The organism is Puerhibacterium sp. TATVAM-FAB25, assembly GCF_046535855.1.
Taxonomy (GTDB): Bacteria; Actinomycetota; Actinomycetes; order Actinomycetales; family Cellulomonadaceae; genus Puerhibacterium; species Puerhibacterium variabilis_A.
Genome location: NZ_JAXUAK010000010.1, coordinates 1 through 14,744 on the forward strand (window position 1 = coordinate 1; position 14,744 = coordinate 14,744).

Sequence of the window (14,744 nt, forward strand, 5' to 3'; positions counted from 1 at the left end):
GTTTCCCGCGGGGGGCCCGCCCCGTGGGGGGGGGGGGGGGGGCGGCGGGGGCGGGCCCCCCCCGCCGGGCCGCCCCCGCCGGCCGCCCGGGGGGCGCCGCGGCCGGGGCCGCGGCGCCGACGCTCGGGGCGGAGGCGGTCATGAGCCCAGCAGCCCCTCGACCGTCGTCACGGCGCCCTGAGCGGCGTCCGCCGGCGACTTCTGCCCGCCGATGGCGGCGCTCCAGGCCTGGCCGACGGCGAGCTGCAGGTCGGCGACGGCCTCCGGCGGCACGACGGCGTCGGGGTAGTTGGCGCCGAACTTCTCGGTGGTCTCCGCGAACGGCGCGAGCAGCTCGTTGCCGGTCACGACGTCGGCCTGCGCGGCGTCGGCGCGCGACGGGATCGAGCCGACGATCTCCGGGGCGAGCAGCTGGCCGTCGGCGTCGAAGTACGTCGACGTCAGGTACTCCCACGCGAGGTCGGGGTTGTCGCTGAACGCGCCGATGGCCTCGCCCTCGCCGCCGAGGTACACCTTGCCGGTGTCGCCGAGCGGCAGCGGCACGACGCCGTACTCGAAGTCGGCGTCCGCCTCGGCGGTGCCCATCTGCCAGTTGCCGTTCGCGGCGAAGGCGAAGCTGCCGGCGGCGAACTGCTGGAACGGCACGGTCTGGTCCCAGTTGACGGCCTCCTGGGGCAGCCAGCCCTGGTCGACCCAGCCACGGACCCGCTCGAGGCCGGCCTGGAGGGCGCCGGCGTCGGGCGCCTCGTACGTGAAGCCGGCGTCGGTGATCCACGGGTAGGCCTGCCACTCGCCCTGCGACTGCGGCAGCCCGGAGAGCGTGATGCCCTGGTGGCCGGCCTCCTTGGCCTTGGCCATGGCGGCCTCGAGCTCCTCCACCGTGGTGGGCGGCTCGACCCCGATCTCGTCGAGGATGTCCTTGTTGTACCAGAGGCCCAGGAGGTTGACGTAGCCCTGGGCGGCGTACATGGTGCCGTCGACCTCGTGGATGACCGCCTCGGGGAACTGGTCGGCGTCCTCGTAGGCGTCCCAGTACTCGTCCATCGGGGCGAGCGCGCCGCCGAGGGCGAGGGTGGACGCCTCGGCGCCGTTGAAGACCACCACGTCCGGGCCCTGCCCGGCGCCGGCGGCCGAGATGAGCTTCGAGTTCATCTGGTCGTAGGGCACGAACACGTTCTCCACGGTGCTGCCCTCGTGCTCCGCCTCGAACTTGGCCTTGTACTCGTCCATGAGCCGGACCTGCTGCTCGTCCGAGAAGTAGTGCCAGACGGTGACGGTGTCGGCACCCCCGCCCTGGGTGGCGTCGCCGCCGCCGGTGCCGCCCCCGCCGCCGCCGCCGGAGCAGGCGGTGAGCGCGAGCGCGGACAGCGCGGCGGTGGCGGTCAGGCCGAGTCGGGCGACGCGGCGGGTCGGCATCGCGTCCTTGCGGTGGTTCCTCATCGGTGCTCCAGGTGACGTGACGGGCGGCCCCGGGCGGGGCCGTGCGACGCGCCCCGTCGCCGCGGCGCTGCGGCGGGGCGAGGAGGGTGCGGGGCTCGACGACGTGCTGTCCTCGAAACGACCCGAAACCCTTTTCGGCGAACGTAGCACCGGTGTGGAACGGTGGCAAGAGACAACTCGGCTGGGGTAGTTTTCGACCACGCCCGGCGGCCACGCCGTGCAGGAGGGAGCCCGTCCGCGTGACCACGACGCCCGACGCCACCCGTCCCCGCAAGGTGACGCTGCGCGACGTCGCCCAGCTCGCGGGGGTCTCGGTGGCCACCGCCTCCAAGGCCCTCAACGGCCGCTCCCAGGTGCACCCCGAGACGCGCCGGCGCGTCAAGGAGGTCGCCGACCGGCTCGCCTTCACGCCCAACTCCCTGGCCCGCGCCATCGTCGCCGGCCAGACCGGCACGCTCGGGCTGCTCACCAGCGACCTCGAGGGCCGGTTCTCGCTGCCCATCCTCATGGGCGCGGAGGACGCCACCGGCGCCGGCCAGATGTCGGTGTTCCTCTGCGACGCCCGCGGCGACGCCATCCGCGAGCGCTACCACCTGCGCGCGCTGCTCGGCCGGCGCGTCGACGGCCTCATCGTGGTGGGCTCCAAGACCGATCCGCGCCCGCCGCTGAGCGAGAAGGTCGCCGTCCCGGTCGTGTACGTCTACGCCCCGTCGGCCGAGCCCGGCGACATGTCGGTCGTCGCCGACAACGTCCGCGCCGGCCGCCTGGCCGTGGAGCACCTGTTGTCCACCGGCCGGCGGCGCATCGCGCACGTCACCGGCGACCCCACGTACGCCGCCGCCCACGACCGCGTGCGCGGGGCCACCGAGGCCCTCGCCGAGGCCGGCCTGGACCTCGTCGGCCCGCCGCGGTTCGGCGCCTGGACCGAGGCGTGGGGCCGCGCCGCCGCGGCAGCGGTGCTCGAGGAGCACGCCGACGTGGACGCCGTCCTGGTCGGCAGCGACCAGGTCGCCCGCGGCGTCCTCGACGCGCTGCACGACCGCGGGGTGCGCGTGCCGCAGGACGTGGCCGTCATGGGCTTCGACAACTGGTCCCCCATGGTCGAGGGCGCCCGTCCGGGCCTGACCAGCGTCGACATGCGGTTCGAGGAGATGGGCCGGCGGGCCGTGCAGCGGCTGCTCGGCGCGCTCGACGGCGCCGCCGAGCCGGGCGTCGAGGCCATCGAGCCGCGGGTGGTGGTGCGCGACTCCACGGTGGGCTGAGCCGCCCAGCTCGCTGTGGGTACAGAACACGCCGTGCGGATCGTGATCCGCACGGCGTGTTCTGTACCCACAACAGCAAAGGCCGGGATCAGCGCACCCCGTGCCGCTCGAGGAACGCGTTGACGAACCGCCGCCGCGGGTCGAGCCGCTCGGCCAGCTCGCGCAGGTGGCCGATCCGCGGGTAGAGGTCGGCCGCCGGCAGGTCCGGCGTGAAGACCTTGCCCCAGTGCGGGCGGGCGCCCAGCGGCAGCAGGGCCTCCTCGACCGCGGGCAGCGCGCGGCCGACCGCCGCGGCGTCCTTGACCCACGTGAAGTGGAAGCCGACGAACCAGTCCGCCGACCCGCCGTCGGCCAGGGCGCGCGACGTGGGGCTGGCCCACGCCTCGTCCGCGGCCACGCTGCGCAGCTCGGCGACCTGCAGCAGCGGCGTCACGACGTCGCTCAGGCCGCGCATCGCCTTGACGGCCTCGGCGACCCGGTCGCCGGGCAGCAGGTACTCCGACTGGATCTCCTCCCCCGCGCTCGGGGTGTGGTCGGCGCGGAAGTGCGGCAGCCGCGCGTGCCACGGGCCGGGCACGCCGCCCTGCTCGTTGGCTGCCTCGGCCGGCAGCCCGAGGATCGGGTGCCGCCGCTCGGTCACCGGCGTGCCGCCGGCGGCGGCGAGCACCTCGCCCGCCGCGGCCAGCTCCTCGGCGGAGGCCGCCTTGACGAAGACCTGCTGCGGCCCGTCGCCGGCCCAGTCGGTGAACACGCTCACCGAGTAGGCGCTGCCGAGCAGGCCGGAGGGGTCGTCGCCGACCGCGTCCCAGCGCACGCCGTCGAACACCTGCTGGCGCACCTCGAACGTGGGCACGACGTCGAGCGTCACGTCGAGCACGACGCCGAGCGCGCCGAGGTGCACCGCGGCCGCGGCCGCCTCCTCGCGCCCGAGCTCGACGACCTCGCCCTCGCCGGTGAGCACGCGCAGCCCGGCCACCTGGGTGGCGAGGCTGCCGGTCCGGGTGCCGGAGCCGTGCGTGCCGGTCGCCACCGCGCCCGCCACGGAGATGTGCGGCAGGGAGGCGAGGTTGCGCAAGGCCCAGCCCTGCGCGTGCAGCGCCTCGGCGAGCGCCGCGTGCCGCACCCCGGCGGAGACCGTGACGGTCCGCGCCTCGGCGTCGACGATGATCGACGTCGGCAGCGCGGTGACGTCGACCAGCACGCCGTCGGTGTCCGCGACGGGGCTGAACGAGTGCCGCGAGCCGACCACGTGCACGCGGTCGGCGGCGAGCACCACCTGGCGCAGCTCCTCGACCGTGCGCGGCGCCACCAGCTCGCGCGCCGTGTAGGCGAGGCTGCGCGACCAGTTCTCCCCCGGCTCGGTGCCCGGGACGGGGCCGGGCGTCGGGTTCTCGGCCACGGTCACAGCCCCTCGGCGAGCTTGAAGTAGACCTGGTTCCAGCGCACCTGGTCGGCGAACCCGCGGCGCGTGGTGCTCTCGTCGATGACGAGCAGCTCGGTGCGGGCGATGTTGGCGAACACCTCGAACGCCTCGACGCCGGCGGCCGTGGACATCACGGTGTGGTGCGCGCCGCCGGCGGTCAGCCACGACTCGGCCGAGGTGGCGAAGTCGGGACGCGGCTTCCACACGGCGCGCGCGACCGGGAGCTTCGGCAGCTCGTGCGACGGCGCCACGACGTCGACGACGTTCGCGGTGAGGCGGAAGCGGTCGCGCATGTCGGCGAGCGACACGACCACGGCCTCGCCCGGGTCGGTGTCGAACACCATGCGGACCGGGTCCTCCTTGCCGCCGATGCCCAGCGGGTGGATCTCGATGCGCGGCGTCGAGGTGGTCAGCGTCGGGCAGACCTCGAGCATGTGGGCGCCGAGGATGAGCTCGCTGCCCGGCGTGAGGTCGTAGGTGTAGTCCTCCATGAGGGAGGCGCCGCCCGGCAGCCCCTCGCCCATGACCTTGGCGGCCCGCACCAGGACGGCGGTCTTCCAGTCGCCCTCGGCGCCGAAGCCGTAGCCCTTCTCCATGAGGCGCTGCACGGCCAGGCCGGGCAGCTGGCGCAGCGCGCCGAGGTCCTCGAAGTTGGTCGTGAACGCCTTCGCGCCGCGCTCGGTGAGGAAGGCCTCCATGGCGGCCTCCTGGCGGGCCGCGTAGCGCAGCGACTCGTGGCGGTCGCCGCCCCGGCGCAGCTCGGGCGCGACGTCGTAGCGCTCGGAGTACTCGGCGACCAGCGCGTCGACGGTGGCCTCGTCGACGGCGTCGACCGCCGCGACCAGCTCGTTGACGCCCCAGGTGTTCACCGAGACGCCGAAGCGCAGCTCGGCCTCGGTCTTGTCGCCCTCGGTGACGGCGACGTTGCGCATGTTGTCGCCGAAGCGCACCAGGGTGAGCTCGTGCGTGGCGGCCCAGCCGGCGGCGCCGCGCACCCAGGTGCCGACCCGCTTGGTGACGGCCGGGTTGGACACGTGGCCCACCACGGTGGTGCGGGCGACGCCCAGGCGCGTGGCGATGTACGCGTACTCGCGGTCGCCGTGCGCGGCCTGGTTGAGGTTCATGAAGTCCATGTCGATCTCCGACCACGGGAGCTCGACGTTGGCCTGGGTGTGCAGGTGCAGCAGCGGCTTGCGCAGCGCGTCCAGGCCGGTGATCCACATCTTCGCCGGGCTGAAGGTGTGCATCCACGTGATGACGCCGAGCACCTTGTCGTCGCTGTTGGCGTCGAGCATGGCGCGGCGGATGGCGGCCGAGTCCTTGAGGACCGGCTTCCACACGACCGTGACGGGCACGTCGTCGGACGCGTCGAGCGCGCGGGCGACCTCCTGCGACTGCTCGGCGACCTGGGCCAGCACGTCCTCGCCGTAGAGGTCCTGGCTGCCGGTGAAGAACCACACCTCGCGGTCGGCGTAGGGCTTGGTCATCGTCGTCCTTCCTGGGGTACGGGTGGTGCGGTGGGAGCCGGCAGCGTCAGTGCTGGCCGTAGACGTTCTGGTAGCGGTCGTAGAGGCTGTCGACGTACTGCTGCTCGATCGGCAGCGGCTCGCCCACCTGGCGGGAGACGTGCACCGTGCGCGCGACCTCCTCGAGCAGGACGGCGGCCTTGACCGCGTCCTTGGCGTCCTTGCCGATGGTGAAGGGGCCGTGGTTGCGCATGAGCACCGCGCGGCTGCGGTGGCCGGTGAGCGTCTCCACGATGCCGCGGCCGATCGAGTCGTCGCCGATGATCGCGAACGGGCCCACGGGGATCGGGCCGCCGAACTCGTCGGCCATCATCGTCAGCACGCAGGGGATCTCCTCGCCGCGCGCGGCCCACGCCGTGGCGTAGGTGGAGTGCGTGTGCACGACGCCGCCGACGTGGTCCATGTGCTTGTACACGTAGGCGTGGGCGGCGGTGTCCGACGACGGCGCGCGCTCGCCCTCGACGAGGTTGCCGTCGAGGTCGCACACGACCATCGACCCGGCGGTGAGCTCGTCGTAGGAGACGCCGGACGGCTTGATGACCAGCAGGTCGTCGCTGCCGTCGCCGGCGGTCCCGCGCACGCGCTCGGAGACGTTGCCGGCGGTCCACACGACGAGCTCCCAGCGGGGCAGCTCGGCGTGCAGGCGCGCGACGCGCTCCTTGGCCTCGTCGACGGCCGCGCGCAGGGCGGCGGGGACCTCGGTGGGGGTGCTCATCAGGGGTGTCTCTCCTGCGTCCGGGTGTGGTGCGGGGCTGGTGCGGGGGTGGTGCGGGGCTGGTGCGGGGCCGCGACGGGGTGCCGGGCGTCAGAGCGCCTGCGTGGCGGCGCGCTCCACCGCCAGGCCGGCGGCGTAGCGCTCGAGGTACGCCGCGAAGCCCTCCTCGTCGGCCGCGGCGGGCTCGACGACGTCGAGGCGGGCGTCGGCGAAGACGCGCTCGGCCAGGTAGGTGCCGAGGTCCTGGCCGCTGCCGGCGGCGGCGTAGGCCGCGAGCACGGCGATGCCCCAGGCGCCGCCGTCGCCGGCGGTCTCGCCGACGGCGACGGGCGCGCCGATGGCCGCGGCGAGCAGGCGCTGGGCCACGCCCTCGGTGCGGAACATGCCGCCGTGGGCGAACATCGCGTCGAGCGCCACGTCCTCGGCCGCCAGCACGCGCATGCCGAGCGCGAGCGTGCCGAAGACGCCGTAGATCTGCGTGCGGGCGAAGTTCGCCAGCGTCAGGCGGCTGCCCGGGGTGCGCACGACCAGCGGGCGGCCCTCGTCCAGGCCCGTGATCGGCTCGCCGGCCAGGTAGTTGTAGGCGAGCAGGCCGCCGCCGTCGGCGTCGCCGTCGAGGGCGGCGCGGAACAGCGCGCGGAAGACGTCGTCGGGCTCGGTGGGGCGGCCGGTGGCCGCGAGCAGCTCGCCGAGCAGGCCGGCCCAGGCGTTGAGCTCGCTGGCGCCGTTGTTGCAGTGCACCATCGCCACGAGGTCGCCGGCGGGGGTGGTGACGACGTCGAGCTCGTGGTGCACGCGGCGCAGCGGCTTCTCGAGCACCACCATGGCGAAGATGCTGGTGCCGGCGCTGACGTTGCCGGTGCGCGGCGCCACCGAGTTGGTGGCCACCATCCCGGTGCCCGCGTCGCCCTCCGGCGGGCACACCGGCACGCCGGCGCGCAGCGCGCCGGTCGGGTCGAGCAGCGCGGCGCCCTCCTCGGTCAGCGTGCCGGCCTCCTGGCCGGCGACGAGCACCTCGGGCAGCAGGTCGCGCAGGCGCAGGCCGGGGCGGCGCGGCGAGACCAGCTCGTCGAACCGGGCGAGCATCGTCGCGTCGTAGTCGTGGGTGGCCGGGTCGATGGGGAACATGCCCGAGGCGTCGCCGACGCCGAGGACGTCGCGGCCGGTGAGGCGCCGGTGCACGTAGCCGGCGAGCGTGGTGAGGGAGGCGACCTGCGGCACGTGCTCCTCGTGGTCGAGCACGGCCTGGTAGTAGTGCGCCACCGACCAGCGCAGCGGCACGTTGAACCCGAACAGGTCGGTCAGCTCGGCGGCCGCCCGCCCGGTGCTGGTGTTGCGCCAGGTGCGGAACGGCACGAGCAGCTCGCCGTCGGCGTCGAACGCCATGTAGCCGTGCATCATCGCCGAGACGCCGAGGCCCGCGAGGGTGGTGAGGCGCACGCCGTAGCGCTGCTCGACGTCGGCCGCCAGCGCCGCGACGCTGGCCTGCAGGCCGGCCCAGACGTCGTCGAGCGAGTAGGTCCACACACCGTCGAGGAGGTCGTTCTCCCACGCGTGGCTGCCCGTGGCGACGGGCACGTGGTCGGGGCCGATCAGGCACGCCTTGATCCGCGTCGAGCCGAGCTCGATGCCGAGGGTCGCGCGGCCCGCGGTGATCGCCTCCCGCGCGGCGCCCGTCGCGCCGCCGGTCACGTCGGTCGCGCCGCCGGTCATGCCGCCGGGCCCGTCCTGCTGCACCATCGCCAGCTGCTCCGTCCTCGCCCGGCTCCGTCGCGGGCGTCGTTCCTTACCGGCCTCGCCGGGCGTCTCGCCCGTCGTCGGATGTTAGCGCTCACACCGAGCGGTCCGCCACCGCCGTGCTCCCCTGGGTGCCGCGCGGCGCGGCGGTGCTGCCCCGGACCACCAGCTCCGGCGCGATGACGGCGGCCGGCCCGCGCGAGGCCCGCTCCGCGGGCTCGGCGAGCAGCGCCTCCAGCGCCGCCTGCCCGAGCGCCTGGAACGGCTGGCGGACCGTCGTCAGCGCCGGCACCAGGTAGCCGGAGCCCTCGAGGTCGTCGAACCCGACCACGGACAGGTCCCGCGGCACCACGACCCCCTGCTCCCACAGCGCGCGCAGCATGCCCTGGGCGAGCATGTCGTTGCCGGCGAACACCGCCGTCGGGCCGTCGCCCGCGGCGACCTCGGCGGCCACGCGCAGGCCCACCTCGTACCCGCGCGCCGCCGTCCAGTCCCCCGCCTCGTACTCGTGCGGCTCCAGGCCGCGGCCGGCCAGCACCTCGCGCCACCCGGCGCGGCGCACCTGGGCGTCCACCCACCCGGGCGGGCCGGAGACGTGCGCCACCCGCGTGTGGCCGAGGTCCAGCAGGTGCTCCGTCGCGAGCCGCGCGCCGAGCCGCTGGTCGACGTAGACGTGCCGGGTCGTCGAGCCCTCGGCGTCCTCGATCGCCGCCACGACGACGACCGGCTCGGCCGTGACCAGGTCGTCGACGACCTCCGCGACCGCGGCGATCGGCGCCACCACGACGAGGCCCTCGACGCGCTGGTCGAGCAGGTGCTCCACCGCCGAGCGCGCCGAGCCGGCGTCGTACGAGCCGAGGGACGAGATGGACACGAAGTACCCCCGCGCCCGTGCCGCCGCCTCGACGGCGACGACGGTGCTCGAGGGCCCGTGGTGGGCGCTGCCCATGGTGAGGATCCCGAGGGTTCCCGAGCGCGCCGTCGCCAGCGCCCGCGCGGCGACGTTGGGCCGGTAGCCGAGCTCCGCGATCGCGGCGACCACCCGCTCGCGCGTGCTGGGCCGCACGCTCGGGTGGTCGTTGAGCACGCGCGAGACGGTCTGGTGGGACACGCCCGCCAGCGCCGCCACGTCCGCCATCGACGGCGGGCGCGGCGGCGCCACCCGGCCCGGGGCCATGCTCATCCGCGCTCCGCGGCGGCCGGGGCGCCGGCGCTCACGGGGGCCGGCGCGGGCGCGCCCGACCGGGACAGCTCCGCCGCCAGCTCGCGCGAGCGGTCGCGGGCCGCCTCGATCGCGTCCGCGAACGCGGCGCGCACGCCGCCGTCGTCGAGCGCCCGCAGCGCCGCGGCGGTGGTGCCGCCCGGCGAGGTCACGCGCTCGCGCAGGATCACCGGGTGCTCGCCGGTCTCGTCGAGCAGCTGCGCCGCGCCCAGCACGGTCTGCACCGCGAGCCGCCGGGCGAGGTCGCGGTGCAGACCGACCAGCACGCCGGCCTCGGTCATCGCGTCGACCACGTAGAAGACGTACGCCGGGCCGCTGCCGGAGACGGCGGCCGCGGCGTCCTGGTCCTTCTCCGCCACGCGCACCACCACGCCGGAGCCGCGCAGCACGGCCTCGACGAGGTCGAGCTGCTCGGGCGTCACGGCGGCGCCGCCGCTGACCGCCGCGGCGCCCGCGCCGATGGCCGACGGCGTGTTCGGCATGACGCGCACGACGGCGGTGCCCGCCGGCAGCCGGTCCTCGAACCACGCGGTGGACAGCCCGGCGGCCACCGACACGACCACCGCGCCGGGCCGCAGCGCCGGCCCGACGACGGCGAGGAGGCCCGCCATGTCCTTGGGCTTGACGGCGAGCACGACGACGTCGGCGCCGGCGGCGGCCGCGGCGTTGTCCGCAGTCGTCGGCACGCCGAAGCGCTCGGTGAGGTGCTGCGCGCGCTCGGGGCGGCGGGCGGTGGCGGTCAGGTGCTCGGGGGCGACGCCGGACCGGAGGGCGCCCGCGAGGACGGCCTCCCCCATGGCGCCGGCGCCGAGGACGGCGACGGTGGTGGCGCTGAGGTTCACGCGGCCCACGGTACGCGGCCGGTGGACCGGTGCGGGCGCCGGTGGGCACGCGCCCGCGAGGTCAGAGGGGGTAGGCCGAGTAGAGGTCCTCGACGGCGTCGGCCGGGCCCGTGGCCGTGATGACGACCGTGCCGTTGCGCCACATCACGGTGGCGGCGCCGTCGGCGCCGGGCACGACGGCGTAGGCCCCCGTGACCTCGTCGCCGACCGTGACCTCGCCCTCCTCGGCGGGCTCGCCGGCGTCCTCGAGCCACGCGGCCGCGAAGCCCTCCGCGGCGGGCTCGTCCGCCCACTGGCCCACCTGCACGGTGATCTCGACGGCGCCGGCGCCCGCGCCGTCGGCGTAGGTGATCTCCCACGCCTCGACGACGTCGTCCTGCGCGCCCCACGTGGTGCTCTCGGCGAACCCGCGCTGCGCGTACTGCAGCACCGTGTCGGGCAGGGCGTCCGTGAGCTCGGTCTGCTCGCCCTCGCGGGCCGCCGGGGACACGGTCGGCGACGGCGGGGGCGCGGTGACGGTGGCCGCCGGAGCCGGCTCGGCCGGCAGGGCGAAGCCGGGCCACACGAGGGCCGTCAGCAGCGCCACGGCCACGACCACGCCGCCGGCCGCGCCCGCGAGCAGCCGCACGCGGCGCCCCGCCGCGGCGTCCCGCGCCCCGCGTGCGCGCCCCGCGCCGCCCGGTCCGTGCGGCTGCGCCATGGTCGTCCCCTCCGTGGTCCCGCGTCTCGGTGTCGCGTGTCGGTGTCGCGTGTCGTCGCTGCGGGCGGAAGCCTACGGGCGCCGACGGCGGTGTCGGTGGCCCGGCCTAGCGTGTCGGCGTGACCACCTCGACGTCCGCACGCGCCCCTCGGGCCGCCGGCAAGGCCGCCAAGCCCGCCTACCGCTGCACCGAGTGCGGGTGGACCACCGCCAAGTGGGTGGGCCGCTGCGGCGAGTGCCAGTCGTGGGGCACGGTGGCGGAGGACGGCCCGGCCGCCGCAGGCCCGCGCACCGTCGCCGTCACGCCGGTGCGCTCCGCGGCGCGGCCCATCGCGGAGATCGACGTCGACTCGGCGCGCGCCACCCCCACCGGCGTGGCCGAGCTCGACCGGGTGCTGGGCGGCGGGCTGGTGCCCGGCGCGGTGGTGCTGCTCGCCGGCGAGCCCGGCGTGGGCAAGTCGACGCTGCTGCTCGAGGTCGCCTCGAAGTATGCCGAGGGCACCGGGGACGCCGGGGACCGGGAGAGCCGCACCGTCCTCTACGTCACCGGCGAGGAGTCCGCCGGCCAGGTGCGCCTGCGCGCCGAGCGCGTCGGGGCGCTGGCGCGCACGCTGCTGCTCGCGGCCGAGACCGACCTCGGCACCGTGCTCGGCCACGTCGAGGCCACCGACCCCGCCCTGCTGGTGGTCGACTCCGTGCAGACGATCGCCTCGGCCGAGGTGGACGGCGCCCCCGGCGGCGTGAGCCAGGTGCGCGAGGTCGCCGCCGCGCTCATCGCGGCGGCCAAGGCCCGGCAGGTGCCCGTGCTGCTCGTGGGCCACGTGACCAAGGACGGCACGGTGGCCGGCCCGCGCACGCTCGAGCACCTCGTCGACGTCGTCTGCCAGTTCGAGGGCGACCGGCACTCGCGGCTGCGGATGGTGCGCGCCGTGAAGAACCGCTTCGGCCCCACGGACGAGGTCGGCTGCTTCGACCTGTCCGAGTCCGGCATCACCGGCCTGGCGGACCCCAGCGGGCTGTTCCTGTCCCACCTCGGCGCCGGGGTGCCCGGCTCGTGCGTCACGGTGACCCTCGAGGGGCGCCGGCCGTTGGCGCTGGAGATCCAGTCGCTGGTGGCCCCGTCGCCGCTGGCCAACCCGCGGCGCACCACGAACGGCGTCGACTCCTCCCGCCTGGCGATGATCCTCGCCGTCCTGCACCGGCACGCCTCGCTGCGGCTCGCCGACCAGGACGTCTACCTGTCCACGGTGGGCGGGGCGAAGGTCACCGAGCCCGCCGCCGACCTCGCGGCGGCGCTGGCCATCGTCTCGGCCCGCACGGGCGACGCGCTGCCGGCCGGCACCGTCGCCTTCGGGGAGGTCGGCCTCGCCGGGGACCTGCGCCCGGTCGCCGGCCTGGCCCGCCGGCTGTCGGAGGCGGCCCGGCTCGGCTTCACCGCGGCCGTCGTGCCGGCCGGCACCGACGCCAAGCCGCCGGCCGGGCTGCGGGTGCTCCAGGCCGGTCACGTCGCCGAGGCCGTCGACCTGGTCGGCCTGGGCCGGCGCGAGCGCTGAAGATCCGTGCCGACGCGTACGTAATTCCTCGGCCGATGCGGCCCCCGACACCGTAGGATTTGTGCTGTGCCCCCCACTCCCGCCCCCGACGACCTGCTCCGGGAGACCCTGGCAGCAGTCGCCCCCGGGACCGAGCTGCGTGACGGTCTCGAGCGCATCCTGCGCGGCCGCACCGGCGCGCTGATCGTGCTCGGGCTCGACAAGACGGTCGAGGAGATGTGCTCCGGCGGGTTCGTGCTCGACGTCGCCTTCTCCGCCACACGCCTGCGCGAGCTGAGCAAGATGGACGGCGCCGTCGTCCTCGACCGGGACGCCACGCGCATCCGCCGTGCTGCGGTGCAGCTGCTGCCGGACCCCACCATCGAGACCAGCGAGTCCGGCACCCGTCACCGCACGGCCGAGCGGGTGGCCAAGCAGAGCGGCTTCCCCGTCATCTCCGTCAGCCAGTCCATGCGCATCGTGGCGCTCTACGTGGGCGCCCAGCGGCACGTGCTGGAGGACTCCGACACCATCCTCGGCCGCGCCAACCAGGCCCTGGCCACCCTCGAGCGCTACCGCGCGCGCCTCGACGAGGTGTCGGGCACGCTGTCCGCGCTCGAGATCGAGGACCTGGTCACGGTGCGCGACGTGTGCTCCGTGGTGCAGCGCCTGGAGATGGTGCGCCGCATCTCGGAGGAGATCGCCGGCTACGTCATCGAGCTCGGCGTCGACGGCCGCCTGCTGGCCCTGCAGCTCGACGAGCTCATCGGCGGCATCGGGTCGGACAGCGAGTTCGTCATCCGCGACTACGTGGACCTGGAGCGATCGGGCCGCACCCTGGCCGACGTGCAGGCCGACCTCGCCGTGCTCGACTCGGGGCAGCTGCTCGACCTCGGCCAGATCGGCCGCGTGCTCGAGCTGCCCGGCGCCGGCATCGCGCTCGACGCCGCCGTCGCCCCGCACGGCTACCGCCTGCTGTCGAAGGTGCCGCGCCTGCCGGGCGCCATCATCGACCGCCTCGTGGCGCACTTCGGCGGCCTGCAGAAGCTGCTGGCCGCCAGCGTGGACGACCTCATGACCGTCGACGGCGTCGGCGAGCAGCGCGCGCGGGCCGTGCGCGAGGGCCTGTCCCGGCTGGCCGAGTCCAGCATCCTCGAGCGCTACGTCTGACCGTCAGCCCGCGGACTGCGACGGCGCGGGCGTCGTCGGTCCGGCCGGCGTCCCCGCGGCACCCGCAGCCGCGGGCGACGCGGGCGCCGGGTCCCCAACCGTGAGCGTCACCGGCTCGCCCACGGCGCCCTCCACCGAGGCGACCGACACCTGCGCGGTGTAGGTGCCGGCGGGCACGGTGGCCTGGCCCGTGGTGCAGTCCCCTGCGACCGAGCGCTTGCCCGACCAGCGGATCGTCTTGCTGTCCACGTCGCCGGGACCGAGCAGCAGCTGCCGCTCGCCCGAGGTGCAGTGCGCCGACGTCCACACCGCCTGGCCCGTGGCGTCGGCGACCGTGATCCGGCGGTTGACGCCGGACCCGTCGACGATGCAGGGCCGCCGCCCCGAGTTGGTGATGGTGACGACGAACGCGAAGGACTCGCCGACGTCGGCCTGGGCGTGGTCCGGCGCGAGGCCGAGCGTCAGGCTCGAGGCCGGGCAGGGGCGCGACGGCCCGCCCATCTCGGCGGGGTCGGGCGCGGCCACCTTCTGCGCCTCGAGCCGGGGCACCGGGTCCGGCCACACGTCGCGCACCGCCTGCACGCCGCGGCCCACGCCGTAGCCGGCCGCGGCGCCGAGGGCGACGAGCACGGTCAGGACGAGGACGGCGCCGACGAGCCGCCGGCGGCCGGCGGAGACGGTCGCGCGCCCCGGCGGCCGGGTGGACGTCCGACGGGCGGAGGGCCGTGTCGAGGACGTGCGGGCGGACGACGTGCGGGCGGACGACGTGCGGGCGGACGACGTGCGGGCGGACGACGTGCGCCCCGGCGCGGCGCCGCCGGTGGCCCGGCGCGGCCGGACCGTCGAGCCGCCGGCCGCCGCCCCGGGGGCCTGGAACCCGTGGGTGCTCACGACCCGCTCGTCGCGTCGCCGCGTGCTGCCCTGCCCGGCGCTGCCGCCCGCGGCGGGGCGCGCAGCCCGCGCCGAGGCGCCGCCCGACGCGGACCGGGGCTGCGTCGCTCCGCCTCGCTGGGGCCGGGGCTGCCCGGACGTCTCCTTGCCGGGCGCGCCGCCGCCGGTCGCCCGGCCGGCCGCGCCGCCGCGGCCCACCGCGCTCCCTCGCGCGCCGCTGCCGCCGGACGCGCCGCGACCCGACGCCCCACGGCCGGCCGCGGACCCACCACGGCCGGCGCCGG

General features: G+C 76.1%; 12 protein-coding genes. 3 read left to right on the forward strand and 9 right to left on the reverse strand.

Annotated features, from left to right (window positions below; all coding sequences use genetic code 11):
- Window positions 1–138 precede the first annotated feature (138 nt).
- On the reverse strand, window positions 139–1,440 hold the full coding sequence (locus U5M74_RS10510; protein WP_410908804.1) for an extracellular solute-binding protein: 1,302 nt from the start codon (window positions 1,438–1,440) through the stop codon (window positions 139–141).
- A 239-nt stretch (window positions 1,441–1,679) separates the two neighbouring features.
- On the opposite strand from U5M74_RS10510, the gene U5M74_RS10515 reads away from it, so the two are divergent.
- Window positions 1,680–2,702 carry a LacI family DNA-binding transcriptional regulator gene (locus tag U5M74_RS10515; protein ID WP_410908806.1) on the forward strand — a complete coding sequence of 341 codons (1,023 nt, stop codon included), beginning with the start codon at window positions 1,680–1,682 and terminating at the stop codon, window positions 2,700–2,702.
- 88 nt (window positions 2,703–2,790) lie between these two features.
- Here the strand turns inward: U5M74_RS10515 and U5M74_RS10520 are convergent, their stop codons facing one another.
- The 7 genes from U5M74_RS10520 to U5M74_RS10550 all read right to left on the reverse strand — a co-directional run bounded on the left by U5M74_RS10520 (window position 2,791) and on the right by U5M74_RS10550 (window position 10,867).
- Entirely contained in the window at window positions 2,791–4,101 is a 1,311-nt protein-coding gene (locus U5M74_RS10520; protein ID WP_410908808.1) for an FAD-binding protein, read from the reverse strand.
- Between the two features lie 2 nt (window positions 4,102–4,103).
- Window positions 4,104–5,612: an L-arabinose isomerase gene (gene araA, locus U5M74_RS10525; RefSeq protein WP_410908810.1), complete on the reverse strand. Its 1,509-nt coding sequence runs from the start codon at window positions 5,610–5,612 to the stop codon at window positions 4,104–4,106.
- 46 nt (window positions 5,613–5,658) lie between these two features.
- The gene (locus U5M74_RS10530) at window positions 5,659–6,366 is read right to left on the reverse strand and encodes an L-ribulose-5-phosphate 4-epimerase (RefSeq protein ID WP_410908812.1); all 708 of its coding nucleotides are present in this window, start codon (window positions 6,364–6,366) and stop codon (window positions 5,659–5,661) included.
- A gap of 90 nt (window positions 6,367–6,456) precedes the next feature.
- Entirely contained in the window at window positions 6,457–8,079 is a 1,623-nt protein-coding gene (locus U5M74_RS10535; RefSeq protein WP_410909007.1) for a xylulokinase, read from the reverse strand.
- 118 nt (window positions 8,080–8,197) lie between these two features.
- Window positions 8,198–9,286 carry a LacI family DNA-binding transcriptional regulator gene (locus tag U5M74_RS10540; protein WP_410908814.1) on the reverse strand — a complete coding sequence of 363 codons (1,089 nt, stop codon included), beginning with the start codon at window positions 9,284–9,286 and terminating at the stop codon, window positions 8,198–8,200.
- The gene (gene proC, locus U5M74_RS10545; protein WP_410908816.1) at window positions 9,283–10,167 is read right to left on the reverse strand and encodes a pyrroline-5-carboxylate reductase; all 885 of its coding nucleotides are present in this window, start codon (window positions 10,165–10,167) and stop codon (window positions 9,283–9,285) included. The genes U5M74_RS10540 and proC overlap by 4 nt, the downstream gene beginning before the upstream one ends.
- Window positions 10,168–10,228: 61 nt before the next feature.
- On the reverse strand, window positions 10,229–10,867 hold the full coding sequence (locus U5M74_RS10550; protein ID WP_410908818.1) for a hypothetical protein: 639 nt from the start codon (window positions 10,865–10,867) through the stop codon (window positions 10,229–10,231).
- Between the two features lie 119 nt (window positions 10,868–10,986).
- Between U5M74_RS10550 and radA the strand changes: the two genes are divergently transcribed.
- Entirely contained in the window at window positions 10,987–12,420 is a 1,434-nt protein-coding gene (gene radA, locus U5M74_RS10555) for a DNA repair protein RadA (RefSeq protein ID WP_410908820.1), read from the forward strand.
- Window positions 12,421–12,486: 66 nt separating this feature from the next.
- The gene (gene disA / locus U5M74_RS10560) at window positions 12,487–13,569 is read left to right on the forward strand and encodes a DNA integrity scanning diadenylate cyclase DisA (RefSeq protein WP_069984662.1); all 1,083 of its coding nucleotides are present in this window, start codon (window positions 12,487–12,489) and stop codon (window positions 13,567–13,569) included.
- A 3-nt stretch (window positions 13,570–13,572) separates the two neighbouring features.
- Here disA and U5M74_RS10565 read toward each other — a convergent pair whose 3' ends face one another.
- On the reverse strand, window positions 13,573–14,460 hold the full coding sequence (locus U5M74_RS10565) for a hypothetical protein (RefSeq protein WP_410908822.1): 888 nt from the start codon (window positions 14,458–14,460) through the stop codon (window positions 13,573–13,575).
- Window positions 14,461–14,744 lie beyond the last annotated feature (284 nt).

Excerpts from the sequence above, each read along its gene's own strand:
- U5M74_RS10510 (WP_410908804.1), bottom strand. The coding sequence starts at position 1,440 with ATGAGGAACCACCGCAAGGACGCGATGCCGACCCGCCGCGTCGCCCGA.
- araA (WP_410908810.1), bottom strand. The coding sequence starts at position 5,612 with ATGACCAAGCCCTACGCCGACCGCGAGGTGTGGTTCTTCACCGGCAGC.
- U5M74_RS10530 (WP_410908812.1), bottom strand. The coding sequence starts at position 6,366 with ATGAGCACCCCCACCGAGGTCCCCGCCGCCCTGCGCGCGGCCGTCGAC.
- U5M74_RS10535 (WP_410909007.1), bottom strand. The coding sequence starts at position 8,079 with ATGACCGGCGGCGCGACCGACGTGACCGGCGGCGCGACGGGCGCCGCG.
- U5M74_RS10540 (WP_410908814.1), bottom strand. The coding sequence starts at position 9,286 with ATGAGCATGGCCCCGGGCCGGGTGGCGCCGCCGCGCCCGCCGTCGATG.
- U5M74_RS10550 (WP_410908818.1), bottom strand. The coding sequence starts at position 10,867 with ATGGCGCAGCCGCACGGACCGGGCGGCGCGGGGCGCGCACGCGGGGCG.